The sequence below is a fragment of the Paenibacillus sp. J22TS3 genome, assembly GCF_018403205.1.
Classification (GTDB): domain Bacteria; phylum Bacillota; class Bacilli; order Paenibacillales; family Paenibacillaceae; genus Fontibacillus; species Fontibacillus tuaregi.
The window spans coordinates 536,074-559,702 of the sequence record NZ_BOSF01000002.1 but is presented as its reverse complement, the minus strand read 5'-3'; the positions used below and the strand labels follow the sequence as shown (position 1 = coordinate 559,702).

At 48.3% G+C, this 23,629-nt stretch carries 25 protein-coding genes and 2 pseudogenes; 3 read left to right on the top strand and 24 right to left on the bottom strand.

Going from position 1 to position 23,629, the window contains the following annotated elements:
• Positions 1-115: 115 nt before the first annotated feature.
• The 8 genes from KJS63_RS08470 to KJS63_RS08435 all read right to left on the bottom strand — a co-directional run bounded on the left by KJS63_RS08470 (position 116) and on the right by KJS63_RS08435 (position 7,207).
• Positions 116-739: a ribonuclease HII gene (locus KJS63_RS08470; RefSeq protein WP_213618727.1), complete on the bottom strand. Its 624-nt coding sequence runs from the start codon at positions 737-739 to the stop codon at positions 116-118.
• Positions 736-1,917, bottom strand: a complete 1,182-nt coding sequence (locus tag KJS63_RS08465) for a polysaccharide deacetylase family protein (protein WP_213618726.1) — start codon at positions 1,915-1,917, stop codon at positions 736-738. The genes KJS63_RS08470 and KJS63_RS08465 overlap by 4 nt, the downstream gene beginning before the upstream one ends.
• 280 nt (positions 1,918-2,197) lie before the next feature.
• On the bottom strand, positions 2,198-3,061 hold the full coding sequence (ylqF, locus tag KJS63_RS08460; RefSeq protein WP_213618725.1) for a ribosome biogenesis GTPase YlqF: 864 nt from the start codon (positions 3,059-3,061) through the stop codon (positions 2,198-2,200).
• A gap of 129 nt (positions 3,062-3,190) precedes the next feature.
• Positions 3,191-3,814 carry a signal peptidase I gene (gene lepB / locus KJS63_RS08455; RefSeq protein WP_213618724.1) on the bottom strand — a complete coding sequence of 208 codons (624 nt, stop codon included), beginning with the start codon at positions 3,812-3,814 and terminating at the stop codon, positions 3,191-3,193.
• Between the two features lie 102 nt (positions 3,815-3,916).
• Positions 3,917-4,261 (bottom strand): 50S ribosomal protein L19, encoded by a 345-nt coding sequence (rplS, locus tag KJS63_RS08450; RefSeq protein ID WP_068619397.1) that lies wholly within the window; start codon positions 4,259-4,261, stop codon positions 3,917-3,919.
• A gap of 157 nt (positions 4,262-4,418) precedes the next feature.
• Positions 4,419-4,856 (bottom strand): AAA family ATPase, encoded by a 438-nt coding sequence (locus tag KJS63_RS08445; RefSeq protein ID WP_213618723.1) that lies wholly within the window; start codon positions 4,854-4,856, stop codon positions 4,419-4,421.
• Positions 4,857-4,858: 2 nt separating this feature from the next.
• Positions 4,859-5,596: a tRNA(His) guanylyltransferase Thg1 family protein gene (locus KJS63_RS08440; RefSeq protein WP_213618722.1), complete on the bottom strand. Its 738-nt coding sequence runs from the start codon at positions 5,594-5,596 to the stop codon at positions 4,859-4,861.
• Positions 5,597-5,752: 156 nt separating this feature from the next.
• Positions 5,753-7,207: a 4-hydroxyphenylacetate 3-hydroxylase family protein gene (locus KJS63_RS08435; protein WP_213618721.1), complete on the bottom strand. Its 1,455-nt coding sequence runs from the start codon at positions 7,205-7,207 to the stop codon at positions 5,753-5,755.
• A 105-nt stretch (positions 7,208-7,312) separates the two neighbouring features.
• Here KJS63_RS08435 and KJS63_RS08430 point away from each other — a divergent pair, with 105 nt between their 5' ends.
• On the top strand, positions 7,313-7,777 hold the full coding sequence (locus KJS63_RS08430; RefSeq protein WP_213618720.1) for a cupin domain-containing protein: 465 nt from the start codon (positions 7,313-7,315) through the stop codon (positions 7,775-7,777).
• A gap of 235 nt (positions 7,778-8,012) precedes the next feature.
• Here KJS63_RS08430 and KJS63_RS26425 read toward each other — a convergent pair whose 3' ends face one another.
• From KJS63_RS26425 to smc, 10 genes are all read right to left on the bottom strand, one after another.
• Positions 8,013-8,147, bottom strand: coding sequence for a hypothetical protein (locus tag KJS63_RS26425; RefSeq protein WP_262363157.1), 135 nt, complete (start codon positions 8,145-8,147; stop codon positions 8,013-8,015).
• Between the two features lie 178 nt (positions 8,148-8,325).
• A complete protein-coding gene (gene trmD, locus KJS63_RS08425; RefSeq protein ID WP_213618719.1) occupies positions 8,326-9,096 on the bottom strand; it encodes a tRNA (guanosine(37)-N1)-methyltransferase TrmD in 771 nt (256 codons plus the stop codon).
• Position 9,097: 1 nt separating this feature from the next.
• Positions 9,098-9,616: a ribosome maturation factor RimM gene (gene rimM, locus KJS63_RS08420; RefSeq protein WP_213618718.1), complete on the bottom strand. Its 519-nt coding sequence runs from the start codon at positions 9,614-9,616 to the stop codon at positions 9,098-9,100.
• Between the two features lie 112 nt (positions 9,617-9,728).
• A complete protein-coding gene (locus KJS63_RS08415; RefSeq protein ID WP_213618717.1) occupies positions 9,729-9,959 on the bottom strand; it encodes a KH domain-containing protein in 231 nt (76 codons plus the stop codon).
• 22 nt (positions 9,960-9,981) lie between these two features.
• On the bottom strand, positions 9,982-10,254 hold the full coding sequence (rpsP, locus tag KJS63_RS08410; RefSeq protein WP_068619412.1) for a 30S ribosomal protein S16: 273 nt from the start codon (positions 10,252-10,254) through the stop codon (positions 9,982-9,984).
• Positions 10,255-10,296: 42 nt separating this feature from the next.
• Positions 10,297-11,682, bottom strand: coding sequence for a signal recognition particle protein (ffh, locus tag KJS63_RS08405; protein ID WP_213618716.1), 1,386 nt, complete (start codon positions 11,680-11,682; stop codon positions 10,297-10,299).
• Between the two features lie 32 nt (positions 11,683-11,714).
• On the bottom strand, positions 11,715-12,068 hold the full coding sequence (locus KJS63_RS08400; RefSeq protein ID WP_068619418.1) for a putative DNA-binding protein: 354 nt from the start codon (positions 12,066-12,068) through the stop codon (positions 11,715-11,717).
• Positions 12,069-12,205: 137 nt separating this feature from the next.
• Complete coding sequence (trhA, locus tag KJS63_RS08395; protein ID WP_213618715.1) at positions 12,206-12,853, bottom strand: PAQR family membrane homeostasis protein TrhA; 648 nt, start codon at positions 12,851-12,853, stop codon at positions 12,206-12,208.
• Positions 12,854-12,868: 15 nt separating this feature from the next.
• Positions 12,869-13,870 (bottom strand): signal recognition particle-docking protein FtsY, encoded by a 1,002-nt coding sequence (ftsY, locus tag KJS63_RS08390; protein WP_068619421.1) that lies wholly within the window; start codon positions 13,868-13,870, stop codon positions 12,869-12,871.
• Positions 13,871-14,540: 670 nt separating this feature from the next.
• Positions 14,541-18,110 (bottom strand): chromosome segregation protein SMC, encoded by a 3,570-nt coding sequence (gene smc, locus KJS63_RS08385; RefSeq protein ID WP_213618714.1) that lies wholly within the window; start codon positions 18,108-18,110, stop codon positions 14,541-14,543.
• 159 nt (positions 18,111-18,269) lie between these two features.
• Between smc and KJS63_RS08380 the strand changes: the two genes are divergently transcribed.
• Positions 18,270-18,446 carry a hypothetical protein gene (locus KJS63_RS08380; protein ID WP_213618713.1) on the top strand — a complete coding sequence of 59 codons (177 nt, stop codon included), beginning with the start codon at positions 18,270-18,272 and terminating at the stop codon, positions 18,444-18,446.
• Positions 18,447-18,553: 107 nt separating this feature from the next.
• On the opposite strand, the pseudogene KJS63_RS26165 reads toward KJS63_RS08380, so the two are convergent.
• Positions 18,554-18,875 (bottom strand): annotated as a pseudogene (locus KJS63_RS26165) (family 1 glycosylhydrolase); the annotation flags it as partial.
• Between the two features lie 111 nt (positions 18,876-18,986).
• On the bottom strand, positions 18,987-19,766 hold the full coding sequence (locus tag KJS63_RS08375) for an acetoin reductase (protein WP_213618712.1): 780 nt from the start codon (positions 19,764-19,766) through the stop codon (positions 18,987-18,989).
• A 231-nt stretch (positions 19,767-19,997) separates the two neighbouring features.
• On the opposite strand from KJS63_RS08375, the pseudogene KJS63_RS08370 reads away from it, so the two are divergent.
• Positions 19,998-20,102: pseudogene (locus tag KJS63_RS08370) on the top strand (LacI family DNA-binding transcriptional regulator); the annotation flags it as partial.
• A gap of 285 nt (positions 20,103-20,387) precedes the next feature.
• On the opposite strand, the gene rnc reads toward KJS63_RS08370, so the two are convergent.
• The 4 genes from rnc to fabG form a co-directional block, all read right to left on the bottom strand.
• Entirely contained in the window at positions 20,388-21,083 is a 696-nt protein-coding gene (gene rnc, locus KJS63_RS08365) for a ribonuclease III (RefSeq protein ID WP_068619429.1), read from the bottom strand.
• A 12-nt stretch (positions 21,084-21,095) separates the two neighbouring features.
• Positions 21,096-22,334 (bottom strand): beta-ketoacyl-ACP synthase II, encoded by a 1,239-nt coding sequence (fabF, locus tag KJS63_RS08360; RefSeq protein ID WP_213618711.1) that lies wholly within the window; start codon positions 22,332-22,334, stop codon positions 21,096-21,098.
• Between the two features lie 125 nt (positions 22,335-22,459).
• Complete coding sequence (gene acpP / locus KJS63_RS08355; protein ID WP_024630176.1) at positions 22,460-22,693, bottom strand: acyl carrier protein; 234 nt, start codon at positions 22,691-22,693, stop codon at positions 22,460-22,462.
• Positions 22,694-22,796: 103 nt separating this feature from the next.
• A complete protein-coding gene (gene fabG, locus KJS63_RS08350; RefSeq protein ID WP_213618710.1) occupies positions 22,797-23,546 on the bottom strand; it encodes a 3-oxoacyl-[acyl-carrier-protein] reductase in 750 nt (249 codons plus the stop codon).
• Between the last annotated feature and the right edge of the window lie 83 nt (positions 23,547-23,629).

Here is a 23,629-nt window from a genome sequence, read left to right as displayed (position 1 = left end):
CCTATGATGAAGCCGTCGAGTTAATATCTATGACTAATGTATCGGTCTTTGCAGAAAGATATTTAAGCTTTACCTTTCTCAATTAATAAAACCCGCCGGCTCCCGGCGGGTTTTATTAGAACAGCTCCTGCTGACGGACAAACAAATTACGCATGAAGCTCTTACGGTGCATGGGCGTTGCACCCAAAGCCAGTATTTGTTCCCTGTGCAGTTTGGTAGCATATCCTTTATGTACAGCAATTCCATACTCCGGGTACATCGCTTCCCATTCTCCTTGACAGAGCCGGTCCCGGGTCACCTTCGCAACGATCGAAGCGGCTGCGATGGTCTGACTAAGGGCGTCTCCCTTGATTACAGACAGCTGCGGAATATCCGAATCCACCTTCTCCGCATCAATCAAAAGGTAATCCGGCTTTACAGACAGCTGCCCAATCGCATCCAGCATAGCAAGTCGTGTGGCCTGTTTGATATTGATCCGGTCAATTGTCTGTGCATCGGCAAATCCAACGCCAACGGAGACCGCTTTATCTAGGATCACTTCATAAAGCAGATTACGCTTCTTCTCACTGAGCTTTTTAGAATCCATAACTCCATCAATAACCAGATCCTGAGGCAGGATCACGGCGGCCGCAACCACATCGCCAAACAGACAACCGCGGCCTACCTCATCCACTCCAGCAATATACTGGCAGTGATCCTGCCAGATTTGCTTTTCATACATTAACATATCTTCACTCATGCAGCTTCTCCATAAACATGTGCTCCCCATGCCCCGACTACGGCTGAAGACGCGGATTGTTCACCATCGAGCTTAACCAAATCACTGTTATGGGTCCGGTCACCTTCAATCAATTGCTCCAGCGTTTTAAAAGGGCCTTCATGAAGCAGATCAAACGGACTGCTCAGTTTCTTCTTCGTTTCCTGCTTAGCCCCACTCTTCATCAATTTAATCAATTCATCCGGGTTGTTCTGTTTCCCCCCGGCATTCACTCTGAAACCATTCAGCTGACCCTTTGCATTAATTCCCGGCTTCACAGTAAATGTAATTTTGATCCCCAGCTCGCGGCATACCTGCAGGGTTTCTTTCGTATATGCCCCGTAAGGGAAGGCAAGAACGTCCATGTCATTCCCGAGCCTCTGCTTCAGTACCGCTTGAGCCTGAGACAAATCTTTTTTGACGCGGGCCTTGAATTCCGTCATTGTTTCTTTCCGGTTCAGCTTCTCCAGATACATAGGACCTGCAAGAACCGCTCTTGACGCTTTATGTGATGCACTGGTAGGAGCAAGAATATGGGAATCATACGTATGATTGTAGAAATCAATTCCGTTCTTGTGCATCTCGTCAACTTGAGCCCATGTCAGCTTTGGAATTCCCGGATGCTTCGGATTATCCACTGTGTTCGCAATCAGGAACATGGTGGCTGGAATTTTATGTTCTTTGAGCACTGGATATGCATACTCGTAGAATGACTCATATCCATCGTCAAATGTCATCAGGACCGCATTTGGCGGAACCGGAGTTCCTTTTAGAATAAAATCGCTGTATTCCTTCATCGTAATCCATTTAAAGCCATTGGCCTTCATCAGCTCGATCTGCCGTTTGAATTTCGATACCAGTACGGTTCCACTATCAATTTGCTCAGGTGTAACCTCGTGGTACATTAGGACAATCACTTTGTTGCGGTAGTATATTTTATTAGGTGTCGCTTGAGAAGGAGTTGTCTTGCTGCTCTTTACATTGACAGGCTTATCTGAGCCTTTCCCGGCTCCAATACTAGCTCCGATATCTCCAATAGTGCTCAAAGGCGTTAAATTATTAATTTTATGTTTGCTGCTGCCGTTCTGCCACAAATAATTAGCTGTAAGAACTAGAACAAGAACGATAACTGCGGCAGATATCCATTTGATTTTCTTCATATTCCTAATTCCTCTCTGTCTTTCCCTAATTAATCTATTGCTTAGATTAACACATGCTATGGTAAGCTGCGTTTCTTTTTTGTAACAATTTTATCGGTTAAAGCGGTCCATTTATAAAGTTATTTCTTGGATATTTCTGTTGAACTAGTTCCCTCCCTTTCCACATTCTATAAATAATAGACGCAGATTACCTGTAAATTGTTTCAATCGTCCAGGCACTAAATCCAAATCGTTTAGCTTATGTACGAAAAAAAAAGCGCCGGGGAACCGACGCTTCACATTAGTAGGGTGATTCCAAAGAGAACTTTCCAAGCTTGCCGGCACGAAGCTCCCTAAGCATAATTCCTGATGCCTTCTCCAGATCGACACGGCCACCGCTTACAATACAGCCACGCTTTCTGCCTATTGCCTCCATAACCTCTACAATCTCGTCCGGATTCTCGTTATCCTGCGGAGGCTCCCCCAGATCAAACCGCTCCTGAAGCTGGGACCAATAATAACGGGACAAATATTTGATCGCAAAAAAAGCGATATCTTCCACATTCAATATTTCTTCTTTGATTGCTCCGGTCACAGCCAGCCGGTAGCCCACGTTCTGATCCTCGAACTTAGGCCACAGAATCCCTGGCGTATCCAGAAGTTCCATCTCCGTCCCCACCTTGATCCACTGCTGTCCTTTCGTGACGCCAGGTCGGTCACCGGTTGCCGCAATGCTGCGTCCGGCCATACGGTTAATTAACGTAGACTTTCCAACGTTAGGAATTCCCACAATCAGAGCTCTTACCGCTCTGGGACGGATTCCTTTGGCAATCTGCCTATCGATTTTCTCCTTAATAAGCTCTTTCGCTTTTACTGGAATTTCCTTAATGCCTTGACCAGATGAGGCATCGGCGGTTATTGCCGTATGTCCCTCACGCTTGAAGTAGTCAATCCATTCACCGGTAACCGATGGGTCTGCTAAGTCTGACTTGTTGAGCACAATCAGCCTTGGCTTATTCATCAGAATCTCGTCGATCATCGGATTACGGCTGGACAAGGGAAGCCGGGCATCCAGGAGTTCAATCACCACGTCAATCAGGCTCAGCTTCTCTTGGATCTGTCTGCGGGCTCTTGTCATATGACCCGGGAACCATTGTATTGTCATTGTCTGCTCACCTCTTTATCTCCCGACCACTCACCCATATAAGAGAGAACGAACCAAAGACCGTTGTATCCTGATCAGTCTTTAGTTCGTTCTTATGGAGGCGGAATTCTATAAATACCCTTATAAGTATTAGTGTTTAATAAAATGAATATCCTTCAGCGGCCAGAAAACGAGGTCTGCCCGGCCCACAATCTCTTTCTGGGAGATAAAGCCCAGACGTCGGCTGTCGGTACTGTTGGAACGGTTATCTCCGAGCACAAACACGTAACCTTCCGGCACCTTTCCGTCTTTGAACTCTTCATTCGGGAAATCGGCTTCTGTGTTGTAAAGCTGATTGCTCTTATGCTTCTCGTCAATCGCTCCCTGAATATAGGTCTCACTCACCTGCTTGCCATTAACCGTCACCGTATCGCCTTCCACCTTCACAGTGTCACCTGGAACGGCGATAACTCGTTTGATGAAATCTCTGCCTTCTGATGGCACATGGAACACAACAACTTCCCCATGTTTAGGCTGCCTGAAATCATATAAAATCTTATTAACAATAATTCGCTCGCCCGTGTGGAAATTCGGCTGCATGGACGGGCCATCCACAATAAACGGGGCAAATAAAAGCCATCGAATCAGAAAAACCAGTACAACCGCAATCACAATGGCTTTAAGCCATTCAAGCGCTTCATTTTTCTTCTTTTTAGTCGACTCAGGGTTTATATCCGTACGATCCGGCTGCTCCGATTGAAATTGCTGCTCCATAGCTCACTGCCCTCCCTTTATGTTTAGGATGCAATATGTAACCCTATTTTATTAAAAACGAAAGGGGCTTGAAGATCAAGCCCCCGGATCGTTATCAATTGATTAACGACGTACTTCTTTAATTCTTGCTGCTTTACCGCGCAGTTCGCGAAGGTAATACAGTTTAGCACGACGCACTTTACCACGGCGAGCCACTTCGATTTTATCGAGTTTCGGGGAATGAAGCGGGAAAGTTCTTTCCACACCTACACCATTGGAAATTTTACGAACTGTAAAAGTTTCACTGATTCCACCGCCACGACGCTTGATTACAACTCCTTCAAACAACTGGATACGCTCACGAGATCCCTCGATAACCTTAACGTGCACTTTCAAAGTGTCACCAGGGCGGAAACTCGGAATATCCTTACGAAGCTGTTCTTGCGTAATCGCTTGTACGATATTCATATATGACTCCCTCCTTCCACTCAGGTGTTCTTGCCTCTTCCGAAGACATCTATAGGTTCTTCATCATTATCCGCAGAGGACCACCGAATTCACAACAAATGAAATTTTATCATATTATAACGGTCATAGCAAGAACTTTCACATCTCAAGATGAGCTTCAGGGCATTTCACTAATCTCAAAACTTCCATTCCTCGCTCTAACTAGATACAACTCATCAAATCCTTCCAGATAGGTAGGAGCAACGAGCTTCTTTAAGGTACTTTTGATTCCTGCTTCCGCAACTCTTTCTTTCCCGATTCTGTGATCATTTCTTTCCATAGACAACTCAAAATCCGGTTCAAAATAATAGCCAATGATCCTGAATTTATGCTTTCTGGCGGCCTCAATATATTTCTGCCGGTCGGTAATGGTCGGGTTTGTATTGTCGATCACAAAAGGCTGCTTGGCAAGCAACGCGGCCTCTAAAAATATATTTTCCCGATTCCTGGTCTTTAACATATCCAAATTTATTCTCATGTGAGTTTTAAAGAAATGATCCTTGTAGAACGTGGACTTGCCCGAAGCCTGGATTCCCGTGAAAATGATACATTCCATCGCTATTCACCCTTAGAAAGATACACGTATTGGTTGATGTACTCCCTATCTTGGCTAAAGATCGGGGTATCGAAGTCGACTTCCCACCTGCTTCGCACAGCCTCTTCCTTCTTATAATCCTGTTTTGTAATACACACACCACGTTTCTGCCAGACAGGCAGGTCATTCCAATTTACGCCTCTCTCTATGAACAGCTTGTCCTGCAGTTTCTTTCCGTCCAATCCTTCAAGTTCTTGATGGGGGAAGTTGGCTTGAGCAACCATGGAAATACTGTTTTTGGTCGCGTCCTGCTGTCTCCATAAGAAATAATTTGTCACTTCATCATGGGGCAGCACCCATGCCCGGCTGTCGAAGGTGGCAAGTGGTTGATTGGGGTAGTATTCTTTAATAACTTCATTAAATTTGGCAGTTGCCATAGAGGCGGATACAGACACAATCTTCTGAAGATTGTTCTCAAACCAAGACTGTGTAGTTAACTTATCATAATTAGTTAATAAAATAGATATTTCGTCACTTTGATGATATACCAACTTGCATCCCATAATATTCTGGGCTAAATACTTGCACGTTTCCCAAAAAGCACGAATTAAAGACTCGCCGAATGGCTTTTTCATTCCACGGGTGTATGTATGAAAATGTGAGCCATCTATACGAATGATCACGGGCAGCCTTTGCGGAAGTATTTGTCTAAATACATTCTCATACCCCTTCATTCGATTACCGAAATTGTCTTTTTGCATAGGACTCCCTCACTTCAATTATGTATAAGGACAATTATACCATAGGGGAATTGAATTCATTTGACCTAAAAGATCCACCTGCTCATCCACTAGCTCTGGACAAGAAGGTGGAGACTCTTGCAAAACTTCTTAGAACAATAAATACTGTAACGTTTTCTATTTATTCTTCATCAACCGCTTCACCTTATCGATATACTTTTCTCTGTCCGACAGGTTGGCGTAGGCTCTGGCCATAAGTGTGTCTTGATTGCCAAAGAAAAAGCGTTCATACTGCATCTGTCTTCCCCCAAAGGCACTGACACCCAGCTCCCAGGCCAGCCGGAATAAATTAACCTTGTCATATGCATCAATCCCGGCACCGCTCAGATAAGAATCAAGGTATCTCGATACCGGGGAATTGAAATCCTGCTCCTTCGGCAGCATGATCAGATCACTTGATCCAAGCAGCTGGATTGTCTCTATAATTTTGGGGTAAATTTTCGGGTAATAAGCGTTGGCCGCATAGAGCGGTTTGGGGCTTGGCAGCATAATCCCCCACTCATTCAGCTCACTTTGTTCTTCCGATGCTATGACGATAGATTTCAAAATTTCAAGTGTGATAAGGATTTCGGAAACCCTCTCGATGACAAAAAAATCCTCACTTTTATCCAGGCAATCGGCCATATACTCCAGCACACCGATTAGAAACTCCGTCTTTGCAATATACCTGCACAAAATTTGATGGGAGACAAGGGTATGGAAATGACTTCTTTCAAACAGGTCAACAGCCATTTCCTCATCCCCGTACAGAAACATCCTGTCGTGTGGAACCAACACATGATCGAGGATGACCAAAGTATCCATCTCCTCATAGCGGGAGCTAAGAGGATAGTCATAACCGGACGTACCCGCCAGCGTATTCTCCCTGCAGACGAATGTGATCCCCTTAAGATTGCTCGGAACCGCAAAAAAGAAGGCATAAGGGTTAACCGATTCGGACACAGCGATAGGCTGTGGGTACACAAGCATCTCTTCAGACGTGGCTCCCTGTGTATTCATCATAAAGGAACCGCTCACTACATAGCCGTCTTGGTTAATTTCATGAACTTTTGCCGCTGTGGACTGTTCTGGATTGTCGCTGATTACAGCAGACAGTATGCTTGCTTTGGATTGGATAAAACCATGAGACAAGGTGATGTCGTTCTCACGGCAGTAGACGTAGTAATTTTTTAAGTTCTCAGCATGTTTGGGGTATTTGTCTTCCAATAGGCCGGATGCGCTGGAAAAGGCTACGAGAGCCGTGTTCATATAATCCGGAGAACGGCCAAGAAAGCCATGATGACTCTCTGCCCAAAGGGACATCATCTTCCGGCGTTTTTGCAGATCCTCTTTGGTCTTGGGTTGGAGAAAAGAAAGGCCTACCGGGTCTCCTGTTGCAGGAGATAAATAAGTCATCGTCGCCCTTAAGGATTCTTCTGACTGCATATCATACAGTGCTGCCTGAGACTCCACCAGCCCGCGAAATGCAGGATGCTCCGAGATCAACCCCTGTACACGTTCTCCGCCGAGCCACACTTCCGGACTAAGTTTGTTTAAATTTTCGATGTAGCCTTTTCCAGTTTTAATAGGCATACATCCGCCTCCCCTCGGGAAATCACCGTTATCGGCTTTCTTTCGTCAAAGCTGTATATTAATATAGATGGATACCAGTAAATTTAGGAAAGAAGGAATAATGCAGTGACCAATAAACCACTTTCTCCACTAGTCGAAGCCCTGCAGCTGTCCCCCCATGAGGAAGGCGGATGGTACAAAGAGCTTTGGAAAGCTTCCTTTGAAATTCCCCAGGAAATACTCGGATCAGAGTACTCCGGTTCCCGTTATGCCGCCTCATCAATTTACTTCCTGCTTCATGGGGATGAATTCTCTGAATGGCACACGGTTCTATCCGATGAAGTCTGGCTCTGGCATTCAGGAAGCCCGCTTGTGCTTACTTTGGGCGGTGACGGTGACCAGCCTTCAGATCCCCAAGAAATCATTCTCGGTCCTGATGTATTAAACGGCCAGAAGCCCCAGGCCGTGGTTCCAGCCAAAGTATGGCAGACCGCTAGACCGCTTGGCGATGAGCCTGTCTTCGTTTCCTGCGTAGTAGCTCCAGGATTTCATTATGACGATTTCAGGCTGATTGACAAAAGCGGCAAATAAAAGCCGGTTCAATCGCACAGATTCATTTTTAACAATATACAGAGATTGTCATGATGAGGTGTATGTCCGCATAATAAAAGATCATTTTCCTGGCGGTCTGACCGTCAAGAAAATGATCTTTTTAATTGGCTGAAAGCTGATTTGAAAAGCTTACTCATTCGGAAGTGTGTCTATAATCCACTCTGTTTCGGCATGAATTGTATCTGGAAGTTCATACATTAAGAATTCCTCCCCATTATTTTCGGCTGGCATAGTAGGCGAGCACGTCGTCTACGGTACGCAGCGGCTCCGATTGATGATTCTCCGGTTCCTCTTGAGGCTCCATATACAACTCTATATTGGACAGCTCCTGCTGCATGTCTTGTGTCATAGCTTAATCCCTCACTTGTTATTTGCTATCTTGCTGCACTATCTATTACCCTCTTTCCCCCCATATTGTAACAATCCATCTCCTTATTTTATTCAGAATCTTCTGAAACGATCCGGCTTATGTGCAAAAAAACAGCCTTCATCAAGCTTCTTAAGCAAGCCTGGTGAAGACTGTTTAATTAGTTTTGAGGATTTTCCTCAATCCTGATCTCCTCTAGCCACTGAAGATCCTTCTTACTGAGCTCAATCTTCTCCAGCAAATCCGGACGGCGCTGCCAGGTACGTCTTAGGGCTTCCTTCCGCCGCCAGTCTGCCACGTTGGCATGATGACCGCTCAGCAAAATGTCGGGCACCTTATAGCCCCTGAACTCCGCCGGTCTGGTGTAATGCGGATATTCCAGCAGCCCAGTGCTGAAGGAGTCGGTAACCGCACTTGTCTCGTTCCCCAGCACGCCGGGCAGAAGCCTGGCCACACTGTCAATCACAACCATAGCGGGCAATTCCCCGCCGGTCAGCACGTAATCTCCTACAGAGAGCTCATCGGTAACCAGATGCTCCCGAATCCGTTCATCGTAGCCCTCATAATGGCCGCAAATGAAGAGCAGTCGATCCTCCTGAGCAAGTTCCTCGGCTTTCTTCTGGGTAAACTGCTCTCCCTGCGGGCACATCAGAATCACCCGTGCTGGACGTTTGGAAGCCTTATCCGGCTCGGCATCTTCCTGGGACAACAGCTCTTCGACCGCACGGAAGATCGGCTCCGGCTTCAGGACCATGCCGCCCCCTCCTCCATACGGCGTATCATCAACCGTGCCGTGTTTGCTCTCCGAGTACGCCCTGAAGTTCACTGCATTTAGAGCAATAATGCCTTTCTCCTGGGCCTTGCCAAGAATACTGGAATGAAACACCCCGTCAAACATCTCTGGGAATAGGGTGAGCACGTCCACGCGCATGTTATAACAACCCTTCCATCAGATGAACCTTCACCAGCTTGTCCTTAACATTTACATCAAGAACAACATCGTCAATGACCGGAAGAAGAATTTGTTTGCGGGCGGGAGTCTTAACAACCCACACGTCATTTGCACCTGGGCGCAGAATTTCATCAATTACCCCAAGCTCCTCACCTTCATCCGTCACAACCCGGCAGCCGATAATTTCATGGAAATAGTACTCATTCTCCGGCAGCTCAATCGTCTGATCCTTCGTTACTTTCAAATCCCATCCCTTATACTGTTCCACTTCATTGATATTTCCATATTCTTTGAATTTAACGATATAAGTCTGTTTGTAGGGACGTGATTGATCAACGGTAACTTTGATCTTCCGCTGGGTCTCGGGATTTACAAGAAGAAGCTCGCTCTTCGGGGCAAACCGCACCTCTGGAAAATCCGTGCTGAGCAGCACCTTCAGTTCGCCGCGGATTCCGTGTGTATTTACGACCTTACCGATCGATAATAATGATTCGGACATAATTTCCTCCTGATCTCTTCAATATAAAATGGGCTGGGCCGCTAACCGCTTATGGCTTCAGCATGTACGAAAAAGGGCTAGGAAATGCATCCTAACCCTCTTTCGTATATTTTTAAGACATAATGTCCACGGTAACCCGTTTATCTAGCTTCACTGCTGCTGATGTGACGACCGTGCGAAGCGCCTTGGCGATCCGCCCCTGCTTGCCAATGACCTTCCCTACATCATCAGGATGCACGGACAGTTCAAAAACAACCAGATGCTCTTTCTCCACGACGTTCACACGCACATCTTCCGGATGATCAACTAAAGCCTTCGCAATAACGCCGACTAATTGCTCCATAAGAGACCCTCCGAATCAGCAATTATTTCTGGTTCTTAAGTTCATGGAACTTTTTGAGGACACCAGCTTTGCTAAGCAAGTTACGGACAGTGTCAGATGCTTGAGCACCATCTTGAAGCCATTGCAATGCTTTTTCTTCATTGATATTTACAACTGCCGGTTCAGCGACAGGGTTGTAGTAACCAATTTCCTCGATAAAGCGACCGTCACGCGGGGAACGGGAGTTCGAAACCACGATACGGTAGAATGGAGCTTTATGAGCACCAATACGTTTCAAACGGATACGAGTTGCCAACGAAATTCACCTCCTTAAATAGGATAAAATATATATCAAGGCTTACCGGAACGGGAACTTCATTCCTCCGCCTTTCAAACCTTTAAGACCCTTCATCGCCTTGGCCATCTTGCCAGCCTTTGGCCCGCCCATCATATCCGAGAACTGCTTCATCATGCGGCGCATTTCATCAAACTGCTTGATCAGACGGTTCACGTCAGCGAGTGTGGTACCACTGCCAAGCGCGATACGCTTGCGGCGGTTATGGTTGATCATGTCAGGATTCTGCTTCTCTTCCTTGGTCATCGACCGGACGATGGCTTCGACACGCCCCATCTGCTTCTCATCGACTTTGACATCCTTGAGCTGCTTCACCTTGCCCATGCCAGGAAGCATATCCATGATCTGATCGATTGGACCGAGCTTCTTGACCTGATCCATCTGTTCAAGGAAATCGTCGAACGTAAATTCGGCGTTGCGCATCTTGCGCTCCATTTCCTTAGCCTTCTCAGCATCAATATTGGATTGAGCCTTCTCAATCAGGGAGAGCATATCTCCCATCCCAAGAATCCGGGAGGCCATGCGCTCTGGGTGGAATGGCTCCAGCGCGTCAATCTTCTCACCCAGGGCTGCGAATTTAATCGGACAGCCTGTTACAGCTTTAACCGATAGCGCTGCACCCCCGCGGGTATCTCCATCAAGCTTGGTGAGAACAACACCCGTAAGCTCGAGCTGGCTGTGGAAGCTCTCGGCGACGTTGACAGCGTCCTGACCGGTCATGGCATCCACCACTAGCAGAACTTCGTCCGGCTTGGTTACTTCGTGAATCTGGCGAAGCTCTTCCATCAGCTGCTCATCCACATGCAGACGACCCGCTGTATCGACAATCAGATAGTCATTTCCGTTGTCCTTGGCGTGCTGAAGGGCCTGGCGTGCGATCTCTACAGGGCTGATGCCTTCACCAAGCGCAAATACAGGAACCTGAATCTGTTCACCCAGCACTTGAAGCTGCTTGATCGCAGCAGGACGGTAAATATCCCCTGCTACAAGCAATGGGCGGTGGTTCTGCTTCAGAAGAAGCTTGGCCAGCTTGGCGGACGTCGTAGTCTTACCTGCCCCCTGCAGACCCGCCATCATAATGACGGTTGGCGGTTTGTTGCTTCTGGCCAGCTTCGCCTGGCTTCCCCCCATCAGCTCGGTCAGTTCCTTGTTTACGATGTCGATGATGACCATCCCTGGTGTAAAGCTATCCATCACTTCACTGCCGATGGCCTTCTCCTTCACCTTGGCGATAAATTCTTTAACCACTTTAAAGTTAACATCGGCTTCAAGCAGCGCGAGACGAACCTCCCGCATCGCTTCGTTCACATCATCTTCCGATACCTTGCCTTTGCCGCGAAGCTTGCTAAACACGTTTTGCAGCCGACTGGTCAATCCTTCAAACGCCATAGTCAGTCACCTCCAATTGAAATTTTATCTCATTACCACTCTTGCAATCTCCGAACCAGATCAAGAGCGGTCTCTTTATGTACATCCGTAAAATTGTCTTCCTCAAGCAGGCGGCGAAGATTCTCAAGCTCTCCGGCACGTTTCATCTGCTTGCCCAGCAATCCCAGCTTGTCCTCATAAACTTCCAGCATCTGCTCAGCCCGCTTAATATGCTCATATACGGCCTGGCGGCTTATATCGAACTCAGATGCAATCTCGCCCAGCGAGAAATCATCATGGAAATAATATTTCAAGAAAGTCTGCTGCTTCTCTGTGAGCAGCGGTTCATAGAAATCGAATAAGAGATTCACCCGATTTGTCTTCTCAAGCCTATTCTCCTGACTCACCAGCGGGCACTCCCTCCGTCAAGGAAAAACACTTTACAGCTCATCAACGAACCTAATCATAACGAAAACAAAAGAAGATGTCAAGCCATTTCCCTTAACATCTTCTTCACTAAAGCTTTACATCCGCTTTGTCGGTCCTAATGTACCGGAAGCAGATAGAGAAAAATTGCAAAAAAATGCAGCACGCTTCCCGCGAGTACGAACAAATGCCAGATGGCATGGTGATACGGAAATGCCCTCCACACATAAAAAATAGTTCCCAGCGTGTACATGATACCACCGATCACAAGCAATTCCATGCCCGCAGCTGGTACCGCCGCCATCAGAGGCTGCCAGGCGATGACGATTAACCAGCCCATTAGGAGGTAGAAAAGGGTGGAGAGGAACAAAAACCTTTTGACGAAATAGGCTTTGAATACCACCCCAAGCAAAGCAATCCCCCATACAACCCCAAAGAGACTCCAGCCCAGCGTCCCCCGGATCGCCACCAGCAGAAACGGCGTATAGGTTCCCGCGATGTAAAGATAGATGGAGGAATGGTCAAAAAACTCAAACAGATCCTTCAGCTTGCCTTCCTTAAAGCTGTGTACAAGCGTCGAGCTGCAATAAAGCATCAGCATGCTGATGCCATAGACGGTAAAGCTGACCACGTGCCATACCGTTCCCTTTGTGCTGGAAAACACAATTAAGAGCACGAGCGCCGCCACGCTGAGCAGCGCACCGATGCCATGGGTAACCGCATTGGCGATTTCTTCTCTTCGCGGGTAAGTATGGGTGTTAGCCATGTTCATCCCTCCTTTTTAGGACTGGGCTTCCGACTCGTCTGCTTCCTCTTTCAGTATGCCTGAAAATAATCCGTGCACAAACTGCTCGGAATCAAATTTTTGAAGATCTTCCATCTTCTCTCCGAGTCCAACCAGTTTGACAGGAAGACTGAGCTCCTGGCGGATCGCCACGACAATCCCACCCTTAGCTGTACCGTCAAGCTTGGTCAGCACAAGGCCTGTAACCCCGCTTTTCTCACCAAACAGTTTCGCTTGACTGAGCGCGTTCTGGCCCGTGGTGGCGTCAAGCACCATCAGCACCTCGTGCGGCGCATCTGGAATTTCACGCTGGATCACGCGGTAGATTTTGTTGAGCTCCTCCATCAGGTTGGACTTGTTCTGAAGGCGCCCCGCCGTATCGCAGAGCAGGATATCCGCACCGCGCTGCTTGGCGGCCTGCACAGCATCATACATGACGGCCGCCGGGTCTGAACCTGCCTGCTGCTTGATCACCTCAACACCAACCCGCTGTCCCCAGACCTCCAGCTGCTCGATGGCACCGGCCCGGAATGTGTCTCCTGCCGCCATCAGCACCTTCTTGCCTTCCTGCTTGTAGTGGTGAGCAAGCTTGCCGATCGTTGTGGTTTTGCCTACGCCGTTTACGCCTACAAACAGAATGACCGTTATCCCATCCGGATTCATCCGAATGCTGTTGTCCTCATCCCCGCGGAGAAGCTCCTGGATCTTCTCGGACAGCACGGGCTGAAGCTCAGCCGCGTCTTCGATCTTGCGTTTCTTCACTTCCACGCGCAGATCATCAATCAGTTGGAGAACCGTGTTAACTCCCACATCGGCTCCAATCAAAATCTCTTCCAACTCTTCGAAAAATTCCTCATCAATCTTCTTGCGCCGGGTTACAAGCTCGGCAACCTTCTCCACGAAGCCCTTCCGGCTTTTCTCCAAACCTTCTTTAAACTGTTTGGTGACCGATTCGGTTTTTGCTGCAATGCTCTCTTTAAGCTTCTTAAAAAAACTCACAGATGGAATTCTCCTTTAAAGTAGTGTATACCCTCCCAAACCCTCCCTACCAGGGAGGGCCCCAGAGGACTTGCCCTCTGGACACCCGAAAGGTTGGTGGGTTGTGTGCTGTTGGCGCTCCCGGGCGGCTACGTGCCATTTCCTCGCTTGCCGTCCCTTCGGGACCCGCTTCACTTTAGGCGCTCCTGCTGTTGGGGCGAGGAGCTGCCGCGATGCTTTTTGCCGTAGGGTGTGCGTATGCACGCTGTCCCTAACACATCTCATGAAAATATGGATGACTATCTCTACAGTATAGGCTTTAGTTCTGCAAAATTTAACAAACATAAAATGTTTGTAAGAGTTGCTCTGCAGTTAAGAGCGGTTACCCGCAGGAACCGCTCTTTCCCTACTACTCCCCCTCCTCGATTGAAGGATGGGGAGTACCAAGCAGGGAGAGAAAGATTGGAGCTGTAGAAGCGACAGCGGTCGCCTTTATCTTCGGATTTCAACCCCTATAGGTGAATACAATCAAGAAATCCGAAGATAACAGCGATCGGAAGCCCAAACTTTCTCGGACTGTGCCTTTCTTCTTTGAATCTTTACATCTCTGCCCTTACTTACCGCTCGTTCTTTTACATGTTCTCGGCAGACTTCAATTCGTCTGCCTCTATTATCGCATGCCGCCTATCGGCTACGCAATTTCAGCCTCATCGTCCTCAAGCCGCACGGAGACCAGCTTGGATACGCCGCCTTCCTCCATCGTAACGCCGTACAGGACATCGGCCTCCTCCATGGTACCTTTGCGGTGGGTGACCACGATGAACTGGGTCTGCTCCGAGAATTCCCGGAGGTACTGGGCAAACCGGATAACGTTGGCTTCATCCAGAGCCGCTTCCACTTCGTCAAGGACACAGAACGGCACCGGCTTCACCTGAAGAATCGCAAAGAGGAGAGCCATCGCCGTAAGCGCACGCTCACCACCGGATAGCAGCTGCAGGTTCTGAAGCTTTTTGCCAGGAGGCTGAGCCACAATGTCGATCCCTGTCTCCAAGAGATTTGACGGATCAAGCAGAATCAGATCCGCACTTCCGCCGCCGAAGAGCTTGGTGAATACTGTGCCGAACTCCCGGCGAATGGCGTCAAAGGTTATTTTAAAGCGCTTGGACATTTCATCGTCCATCTCACGGATAACCTGATACAGCGTAGTTTTGGCTTCAACGAGATCATTCTTCTGCTCGCTGAGGAACTCGTAACGCTCGGAGACACGCTGGAACTCTTCGATTGCGCCCAGGTTCACTTCACCGAGAGCGGAGATGCTGCGTTTGAGCTCTCTGACCTCACCTTGGGTCTGAGCCACATCCTCCGGCACCGTGTAACGCTGCTTCGCTCTTTCGTAGGTCAGCTCGTAATCCTCGCTGAGCTTCTTCAGAATGTTCTCGAGCTCCACATCAAGGCGGTTCGCCTGAATCTCGGTTTGCAAGAGCTGCTCGTCCACCGATTTTAGCGCAGCCCGCTGATCCTTCGTCTCACTCTCGCCTTCCTCGAGCTTCTTCATTAGAGAAGCTCTCGCCGCCCGCTGAAGATCAAGACGTTCGCTTGTTCGGGTCTTCTTGAGCTTGTACTCATTTAAATCTTCAATCTGCCGGACACTTTGGTTCTCGTTCTCCTTGAGATCGGCTTCAATTGAAGCTAAGATCCGTTTGTTCTGCTCAAGCTCTTTCTCCTGGGCGTTAAATTCCTCCTGCTGCCTGCTAAGCTGCTCCCGCAGGGAAAGGCATTCCTGATCCAGCTTCCCTTCACGTACTTTAAGTCCGGTTAACTGGGCCTGAAGCTCTTCCTTAGCGGACTCATTCGCTTTGCGGGCAAATTCAGCCGCCTGAATGGAATCATGCTTCGACTGCTGCTCGGCCGTCAGCTCTTTCAATTTCTGTTCAGCTTCGATCCGGCTCTTATCGAGCTCCTCCATTTCCTTCACATAATGGCCCTTTTCCTGGCCATACAGCTCAAACTGCTCAGTCACATGTTTATATTCATGATCGACCTGCTTCAGGTCGCTTGCCACACTTTGCTCCTCGCTGCGCATCCGGTCCCCGGATTCCCGCATTTGCTCAAGCTCCGATTCGAGCTGGGTTATCTGCCCGCGGACTTCCTCCATGCTGCTTCGCAGCTTCTGGATCATGCTCTCGCTTTGGCGGATATCCTGGTCCAGCTGCTCCAGCTGGCGGCTGCGTCCCAGCAGATTGCTGTTCTTCCGGTGCTGGCTTCCTCCGGTCATGGAGCCCCCGGCGTTTACAACGTCGCCCTCCAGAGTAACTACTCTGAACCGGTACTGGCTTTTGGCCGCCATCCGGTTCGCATGCTCAAGCGTATCCGCGAACACTACGTTGCCGAGCAGGCTTCCGATGATCCCTTCATACTTGGGCTCACAGCCAACCAACTCTGCTCCGACTCCGATGAAGCCTTCGGCATCCTCCATCGTCCGCTTATCCGAAGCGGAGATTTGGCGTGGGCGGATAACATCGAGCGGCAGGAACGTTGCGCGCCCCAGTTGGCGCTGCTTCAGGAAAGCAATCGCCTGTCTGGATACCGCCTCATTCTCCATGACAATGTGCTGCATCGCCGCTCCAAGAGCGGTCTCTACTGCAATCTCCAGCTTCTCCGGCACCCGGATCAGCTCAGCCACTGCACCATGAACTCCGCCTAGTGCACCTTTGCGGGAAGCCTTCAGCACTTCTTTGACGCCAAGCGCAAAGCCGTCAAAATCATCCTGCATCTCCTTCATCGTATCCCGGCGGGAGACGAGCGCTTCGCGCTTCTGCTCCCATTTGCGCAGACCGTCCCGGCTCTCTTCCGTCAGCTTCTGAAGCGAGTGCAGACGCTCGCTCTCCGTTATGTAGCTTTTACGGACTTCCGCTATCTCTTTAGCCATCTTCTCCAGACGGCTGTTCAGCTCCGCCTTGCGCTCAGCAAGCTTCTGCTGCTCATCACGCCATTTGGAGCCCTCGGTTTCAGCCCGCTCCATCCTCCGTGCAACGCCTTCCTTCTGCTGCTCCGCATACCGGATTTCATTGCGCGCCTGGGCAATCTGATTCATAATTTCAAGCAAATCGCCCTTAAGCGCTTCCTCCTGAGCCTGACTGATTCCGCCGGTAACCCCGAGCAGCTTGGCTTCTTCCGCCGAGAGCAGCGCCCGCAGCTCTGTCAGAAGCCTGTCCGACTCCTCGTACTTCTCTTTCATTGTCTTTAGCTCGGCCGCACGCTGATTATAGCGCTCCTCATTCGCGGCAATGGAATCAAGCAGCTGCTGGCGGTTCTGCATCAGATTCTTTGCACGTTCCTTCAGCAGGCCGCCGAAGCCCTCGTTCTTCTCATAATTCTCACTGTACTCCAGAAGCTGCTGGGTCAGAGATTCAATCTCTTCTTCAAGCACTCTAAGCTCTGAGCGTTCCTTCTCCAGAGTAGCGTCATGGGCAGAAACAATAGTGGAGAGGGTAAGCTGCTCCTCCCGCAGCTTGGCCAGCTTCTCATTGGCCTCACTCCAGGAAGTATGAATCTGTTCAATTTGGTACACATACAGTGAAATTTCCTTATGCTTAAGCTGCTCACGCAGTTCTTTGTAATGCAGGGCCTTCTCGGATTGTTCCTTAAGCGGGCCCATCTGGTCCTCAAGCTCACTGACAAGATCGTGAATCCTCAGCAGATTCGTCTCGGTCTCATCCAGCTTCTTACGGGCGTCTTTCTTACGTGATTTATATTTCACAATTCCGGAGGCCTCTTCAAAAATACCTCTGCGGTCTTCCGATCTTGTACTCAGGATCTCCTCAATACGACCTTGTCCGATAATAGAGTAAGCTTCCTTGCCGATCCCTGTATCCATAAACAATTCAGTGATATCTTTAAGTCGGCAGGATTGTTTGTTAATCAGGTACTCACTGTCCCCACTACGGTGAACACGGCGCGTAACCGTCACTTCATTGAAATCAAGGGGAAGCGCCTGGTCCGTATTATCCAGCGTAAGTGAGACCTCACCATAACCTACGGCCTTTCTGGCATCACTACCCGCAAAAATAATATCCTCCATCTTGCCGCCGCGAAGCGATTTCGCACTTTGCTCCCCGAGCACCCAGCGGATTCCGTCGGAAATATTACTTTTCCCACTTCCATTAGGACCGACCACCGCCGTAATTCCACGCACAAATTCCATTTCCGTACGATCCGCAAACGACTTGAATCCGGATAGTTCAATTCTTTTCAAAAACATACGTACCCTATCACCTCTAACGCCTATTGTAACATAACTGAAGCCCCAGTGTGACTAGACAAAATTCGCTGCAGACAACCCTAATCCAACCAGACATCCACACCAGCCTCCTCCAGAACAACCGGCATCTGATCGTGAATTTGATAACAGAGAATCGAGATGATGCGAACATGGATGAGGCAGGAGAAAATTGTCTACCTTGATGTGATGGATTACTATGAACGTTTTAGTGAACGGGTAATTCGCAGCTTTGGAGATCTGGAGGTTAAGAAGAAACTAAACCACATGTTTATATACAAAATAAGCGGTGCTGATTTTCAGCACCGCTTCCATTAGTTCAAGATATTCTGCGTGTGTTTTGCCGTTACCGGGGTGTTCACCTTAATGGGGGGTTCGCAATTGCTTGTACGCCAAAGTCCCATGTCTTCTCCCAAAACCATTCTATCTCCACGCGCATGCATGTCGGTGTAGAACAAGTTACGTTGGTTCTCCTGCTGATTCTTCAATACATCTCCAGGTTTGCATGTATGCACATAACTTTCCATCTGGGCAAGCATACAGCCAATTTTTACACTGGGACTAATCTGGCATAATTTTGTAACCAATGAGCTCGCTACAAATTGATGGTGAGGAGTCTGGTAGATCATCTGAAGCTTGTTCTCAACACGTTCAATTCATATACCTCCCACCCGTAAAAGGGCTGATGGACATCCTATTGATTTCGTTAAAGGTCAACCAGTACGCTACCTTATTCTTGTAACGCTTATAGTTGTTTTTATTCAGACGTATTGTATAATTTGCGCCAGCAGCGTTCCCGTTCCATAATACAGTGGAATGACCCAATAATCACATTTTTATTTCGTGGTGGGATGCGGCTTAATTAAACACCATACCACCGTCACTCAGAATATTTTGACCAGTAATGTAATCAGATTGAGACGACGCCAAGAATGAAACCAAGTTAGCAACATCCTCGGGAGTTTGAGTACGGCCAAGTGCAATACCTTCCGCATATTTTGCAAGTGCCTCACCTTTTTTAGTACCCAAATATTTCATCATTCCCTCATCGAGACGTTCCCACATAGCAGTTCCAACAATGCCTGGGCAATAGGAATTAACAGTTATCTTGTCTCTCGCAAGTTCTTTTGCAGCAACTTGTGTCAAGCCCTTAACCGCAAACTTTGTTGCAGAGTATGGACCTAACAATGCAAATCCTTCTTGTCCAGCGATGCTGCAGGCATTAATAATTTTCCCGCCTGTTCCTTGCTTCTTCATTTGATTTGCAGCTGCTTGAATACCGTAGATTACACCTTTAACATTGATATCAAATACACGATCAACAGCTTTTGGATCAGTTTCTGTAAGAGGAGCTATTTGTCCTTCAATGCCTGCATTGTTAATGAATACATCTACACTGCCAAACGTGTCAACCGCTTTTTGAACTAGAGCTACTTGATCCTCCAGCTTTGCAACATTTCCAACCATTGATGTTACGTTAACACCTTTTTCTTCAAATTCTTTAACGGTTTCGCTCAGTGTAGCCTCATTAATATCGCTAAGTACAATTGCAAATCCATCGTTCGCTAAGCGCTCTGCTAATCCTTTACCAATTCCTTGACCTGACCCGGTAATTACTGCTACTTTTTGTTTGCTCATTATACTTTCCTCCGAATATATTTTATTTAGAATAGACATATCTCGTTTTTTGGAATAAAAGGAAACGTTTCCGAAAATAATCATTTCACTTTTCCCTTACTTTGTCAAGCTTTCATATGTCGTTTTATATTGGAAGGGGATCTTTTTATTGAACTAAATAGGAAACGTTTTCGTCATGTGACAGTGAAAGAAACCGTTTCCGTTATTAAGGGATAAACTTTGTATGACAAAATTAGAAAAACGACCATTCAAGATGTAGCAAAGCAAACTGGAGTCGGAATTGCAACCGTCCCTCGTACGCTTAACAATAGCGAGGGTATCAGCGAAAAAACAAAAACACGTAGCGGACTTCCTGGACACTTTGATGACATAGCCGTGAACATGAAGCCGATCCGCAATACGAAGAGCAGTTGGGAAGCATTCGCTGATCCTCGTGGACATTGGAAAACGCCCCGCTGGAAAATCCGATGAAATACAATAACGGGCAACAAATTTGACAGCCTCAGTCCACTCCATTCGCCAAATCTTTCATACATCTAACATAAAAAAGACAGACCAGAATTACATTCTGATCTGCCTTAGTAACTCCACAGGGCTTGTCTGCCCCACCATCCGGACCGCCTACTCCTGTACTCTTAAACGCTCCAGTGCAACGGCCGCAGCCTGCTGCTCCGCCTCTTTCTTGGAGCGTCCGCTCCCTTGGCCGAGGCTGTTCCCATCCATAAATACCTCAGAGACAAATTCCCGCTCATGCGCAGGCCCCCGCTCTTCGATAATCCGGTACTCCAATGTCCCGAGATTATGGTGCTGGGTCAACTCCTGAAGCTCCGTCTTGTAATCCGTTACCTGAAGCTTCCCGTTTAAGACCACCTGAGTGAATACATGCTTGTCCAGGAAGGAAGTGACTGCCCCGAGTCCCTGATCCAAATACAACGCGCCGACAAAAGATTCGAATACATCCGCAAGCAACGCAGGACGTGTACGTCCGCCTGTCAGCTCCTCCCCCTTGCCGAGCAGCACATAATTCCCGAAATCCAGCGCTTCGGCAAATTTAACCAGGGACGGTTCACAAACAATAGCGGCACGCTGCTTTGTAAGCTCCCCTTCCGGCCGGTTCGGAAACAAACGGTACAAATATTCCGACACCGTCAATTCAAGCACAGCGTCCCCCAGAAATTCCAGGCGCTCATTGTCTTCATGCTGGCTGAACCGGTGTTCGTTTACATAGGAAGCGTGGGTAAATGCCTGTTTCAACAATTGTCGGTTCTGGAATTGAATTTGAAGTTTTTGTTGTAACTGCTTCAGATCTCCACTCAACAGACTGACTCCTTATGCATCGAATTTCTTCAGGACGATAGTGGCATTGTGGCCACCAAACCCAAAGGAGTTGGACATAGCAATATTTAAATCCGCTTTTCTCGCTTGATTCGGCACATAATCCAAATCACATTCCGGGTCCTGGTCCTCCAGGTTGATCGTAGGAGCAATAACACCGTTCTGCAGTGACAAACCACAGATCACAGCCTCTACCCCGCCTGCAGCACCCAGTAGATGTCCGGTCATGGACTTGGTTGAACTGATCGCCACTTTGTAGGCATGATCGCCCAGCGCCTTCTTGACCGCCAAAGTCTCGGAACGGTCTCCTACCGGAGTCGAAGTCCCGTGGGCATTAATGTAATCAATATCTTCCGGATTAAGTCCGGCATCACGGATCGCCATACGCATGCAGCGTGCCGCACCGTCCGGATCCGGCTCAGTCATATGATGGGCATCCGCACTAAGTCCGTACCCCACCACTTCAGCATAGATTTTGGCTCCACGCTTTTGGGCATGCTCAAGGGATTCCAGAATTAGTACTCCAGCACCTTCACCCATTACGAAGCCATCACGGCCCGTGTCAAACGGCCGGCTTGCCTTCTCAGGCTCATCATTACGCGTGGACATCGCTCTCATCGCGCAGAAGCCTGCCATTCCCGTAGGGCGGATGGTGGCTTCAGCTCCCCCACAGATCATTACGTCAGCATCACCGCGCTGAATAATGCGGAAGGAATCGCCAATAGAGTGAGTTCCGGTGGCGCAAGCGGTTACCTGTGTGGTATTCGGTCCTTTAGCTCCGAACATGATCGACATTTGGCCTGAGCCCATATTGGCGATCATCATCGGAATAAAGAAAGGGCTTACGCGTTTGGGTCCTTTTTCGAGCAGGACATTGTGTTGATCCTCCCAGGTACCAAGTCCTCCGATACCTGAACCGATGGACACACCGATACGCTCTGCATCTGTGTTATTGCCAATCTCAATCCCGCTGTCCTTCAGGGCCTGAGAGCCCGCAGCGACCGCAAATTGAACGAAACGGTCCATCTTTCTTGCTTCCTTACGGTCAAAATAATCCTCTGGGTTGAAATCCTTTACCGATGCGGCGATTTGGGTGGTATAGTCGCTAACATCAAACGAATCAATCCGGGATACCCCGGATTTGCCGTTCATAAGACTATCCCAGAACGTGTCCAAATCCTTCCCAAGGGAAGTGATGACTCCCATTCCTGTCACAACTACTCTATGTTTCAAACACATTCACCTCGTATAGACTTCATGTGTACTATTTAAATGTTAATGAACTCTTCGAACAGAAACTTCTGCAAGATGAGGAGAAGTCCCGCCTGCATTAAACAAGGTACGGGACTTTAAATGACTTAGGTATGAGATTGTATGTAATTTACAACTTCACCTACGGTCGTAATCTTCTCTGCATCTTCATCTGAAATTTCAAGATCGAATTCATCTTCCAATTCCATAACCAATTCCACTACATCGAGGGAATCAGCACCAAGGTCCTCTTTGAAAGAAGCTTCAAGTGTTACTTCAGCTTCATCAGCACCCAAACGATCAACTACAATGCGTTTTACACGCTCCAATACATCGGACATCCGGTTCACCTCCTCTTTGGTATTATACGAGAATTAAAGTTAAAATGCCATAGAGGCGCTTTTAAAAACCCTCATTGCCTTTATTGTCCCCAAGCCAAGCCGGCTACATGTACATTCCGCCGTCCACATGAAGTGTCTGGCCGGTCATGTACGAAGCCCCTTCCGAGGTCAGGAACAGAACAACACTCGCAATTTCCTCTGGCTTGCCTAGACGGGCCAGCGGGACGTCGCCCAGGATTTTAGCGCGGACTTCTTCGGGAAGCTCTCCCGTCATATCCGTGTCAATAAATCCGGGAGCCACGCAGTTCACCGTAATATTCCGGGATGCAAGCTCACGGGCGGATGTTTTGGTCAGTCCGATCACACCTGCTTTGGCGGCCACATAGTTAGCCTGACCGGCGTTGCCCAGAACCCCGACAACAGATGAAATGTTGATGATCCGGCCGAAACGCTGCTTCATCATCGGACGCGTTACGGATTTGATTCCATTAAACACGCCTTTAAGATTGGTCTCGATCACCGCATCGAACTCTTCTTCCTTCATACGCATAATCAGATTATCTCTAGTGATTCCTGCATTATTTACGAGGATGTCAATTCGGCCCCAGGCGTCAAGCACCTGCTTCACCATGGCATCAAACTGGCCGCTGTCACCCACATGAGCCTGAATAGCCAGCGCGCTTACGCCCAAGGCTTCAATCTCACGGACAACCGCTGCCGCGGCTTCCCCGTTACCGGCATAATTTACAGCCACATTAGCCCCTGCTTCAGCCAGGGCAAGCGCAATGCTTCTACCGATCCCACGTGAAGCTCCGGTGACAAGCGCCGTCTGACCCGCAAGTGGTTTTGTCATGGAATGTGCCTCCTTTCCCAAGCATTTACTCCTTTTACCCCCTTAGCTTAAGGCAATTCACCTAAAGGGCATCGCGCTTTCAA

What these genes read in the sequence shown, in the direction of transcription:
- KJS63_RS08380 (WP_213618713.1), top strand. Translation starts at nt 18,270, where the DNA reads ATGATGCGAACATGGATGAGGCAGGAGAAAATTGTCTACCTTGATGTG.
- rplS (WP_068619397.1), bottom strand. Translation starts at nt 4,261, where the DNA reads ATGAATATCGTACAAGCGATTACGCAAGAACAGCTTCGTAAGGATATT.
- trhA (WP_213618715.1), bottom strand. Translation starts at nt 12,853, where the DNA reads ATGGCTAACACCCATACTTACCCGCGAAGAGAAGAAATCGCCAATGCG.
- KJS63_RS08465 (WP_213618726.1), bottom strand. Translation starts at nt 1,917, where the DNA reads ATGAAGAAAATCAAATGGATATCTGCCGCAGTTATCGTTCTTGTTCTA.
- trmD (WP_213618719.1), bottom strand. Translation starts at nt 9,096, where the DNA reads ATGCGCGTGGACGTGCTCACCCTATTCCCAGAGATGTTTGACGGGGTG.
- acpP (WP_024630176.1), bottom strand. Translation starts at nt 22,693, where the DNA reads ATGTCCGATGTATTGGAGCGTGTAAAACGCATTGTAGTTGATCGTTTG.
- KJS63_RS26425 (WP_262363157.1), bottom strand. Translation starts at nt 8,147, where the DNA reads ATGACACAAGACATGCAGCAGGAGCTGTCCAATATAGAGTTGTATATG.
- KJS63_RS08440 (WP_213618722.1), bottom strand. Translation starts at nt 5,596, where the DNA reads ATGCAAAAAGACAATTTCGGTAATCGAATGAAGGGGTATGAGAATGTA.
- ffh (WP_213618716.1), bottom strand. Translation starts at nt 11,682, where the DNA reads ATGGCGTTTGAAGGATTGACCAGTCGGCTGCAAAACGTGTTTAGCAAG.
- smc (WP_213618714.1), bottom strand. Translation starts at nt 18,110, where the DNA reads ATGTTTTTGAAAAGAATTGAACTATCCGGATTCAAGTCGTTTGCGGAT.
- rimM (WP_213618718.1), bottom strand. Translation starts at nt 9,616, where the DNA reads ATGTCCGAATCATTATTATCGATCGGTAAGGTCGTAAATACACACGGA.
- KJS63_RS08375 (WP_213618712.1), bottom strand. Translation starts at nt 19,766, where the DNA reads ATGAGCAAACAAAAAGTAGCAGTAATTACCGGGTCAGGTCAAGGAATT.
- ylqF (WP_213618725.1), bottom strand. Translation starts at nt 3,061, where the DNA reads ATGACAATACAATGGTTCCCGGGTCATATGACAAGAGCCCGCAGACAG.
- lepB (WP_213618724.1), bottom strand. Translation starts at nt 3,814, where the DNA reads ATGGAGCAGCAATTTCAATCGGAGCAGCCGGATCGTACGGATATAAAC.
- KJS63_RS08445 (WP_213618723.1), bottom strand. Translation starts at nt 4,856, where the DNA reads ATGGAATGTATCATTTTCACGGGAATCCAGGCTTCGGGCAAGTCCACG.
- fabG (WP_213618710.1), bottom strand. Translation starts at nt 23,546, where the DNA reads ATGACAAAACCACTTGCGGGTCAGACGGCGCTTGTCACCGGAGCTTCA.
- KJS63_RS08470 (WP_213618727.1), bottom strand. Translation starts at nt 739, where the DNA reads ATGAGTGAAGATATGTTAATGTATGAAAAGCAAATCTGGCAGGATCAC.
- KJS63_RS08435 (WP_213618721.1), bottom strand. Translation starts at nt 7,207, where the DNA reads ATGCCTATTAAAACTGGAAAAGGCTACATCGAAAATTTAAACAAACTT.
- KJS63_RS08415 (WP_213618717.1), bottom strand. Translation starts at nt 9,959, where the DNA reads ATGGAGCAATTAGTCGGCGTTATTGCGAAGGCTTTAGTTGATCATCCG.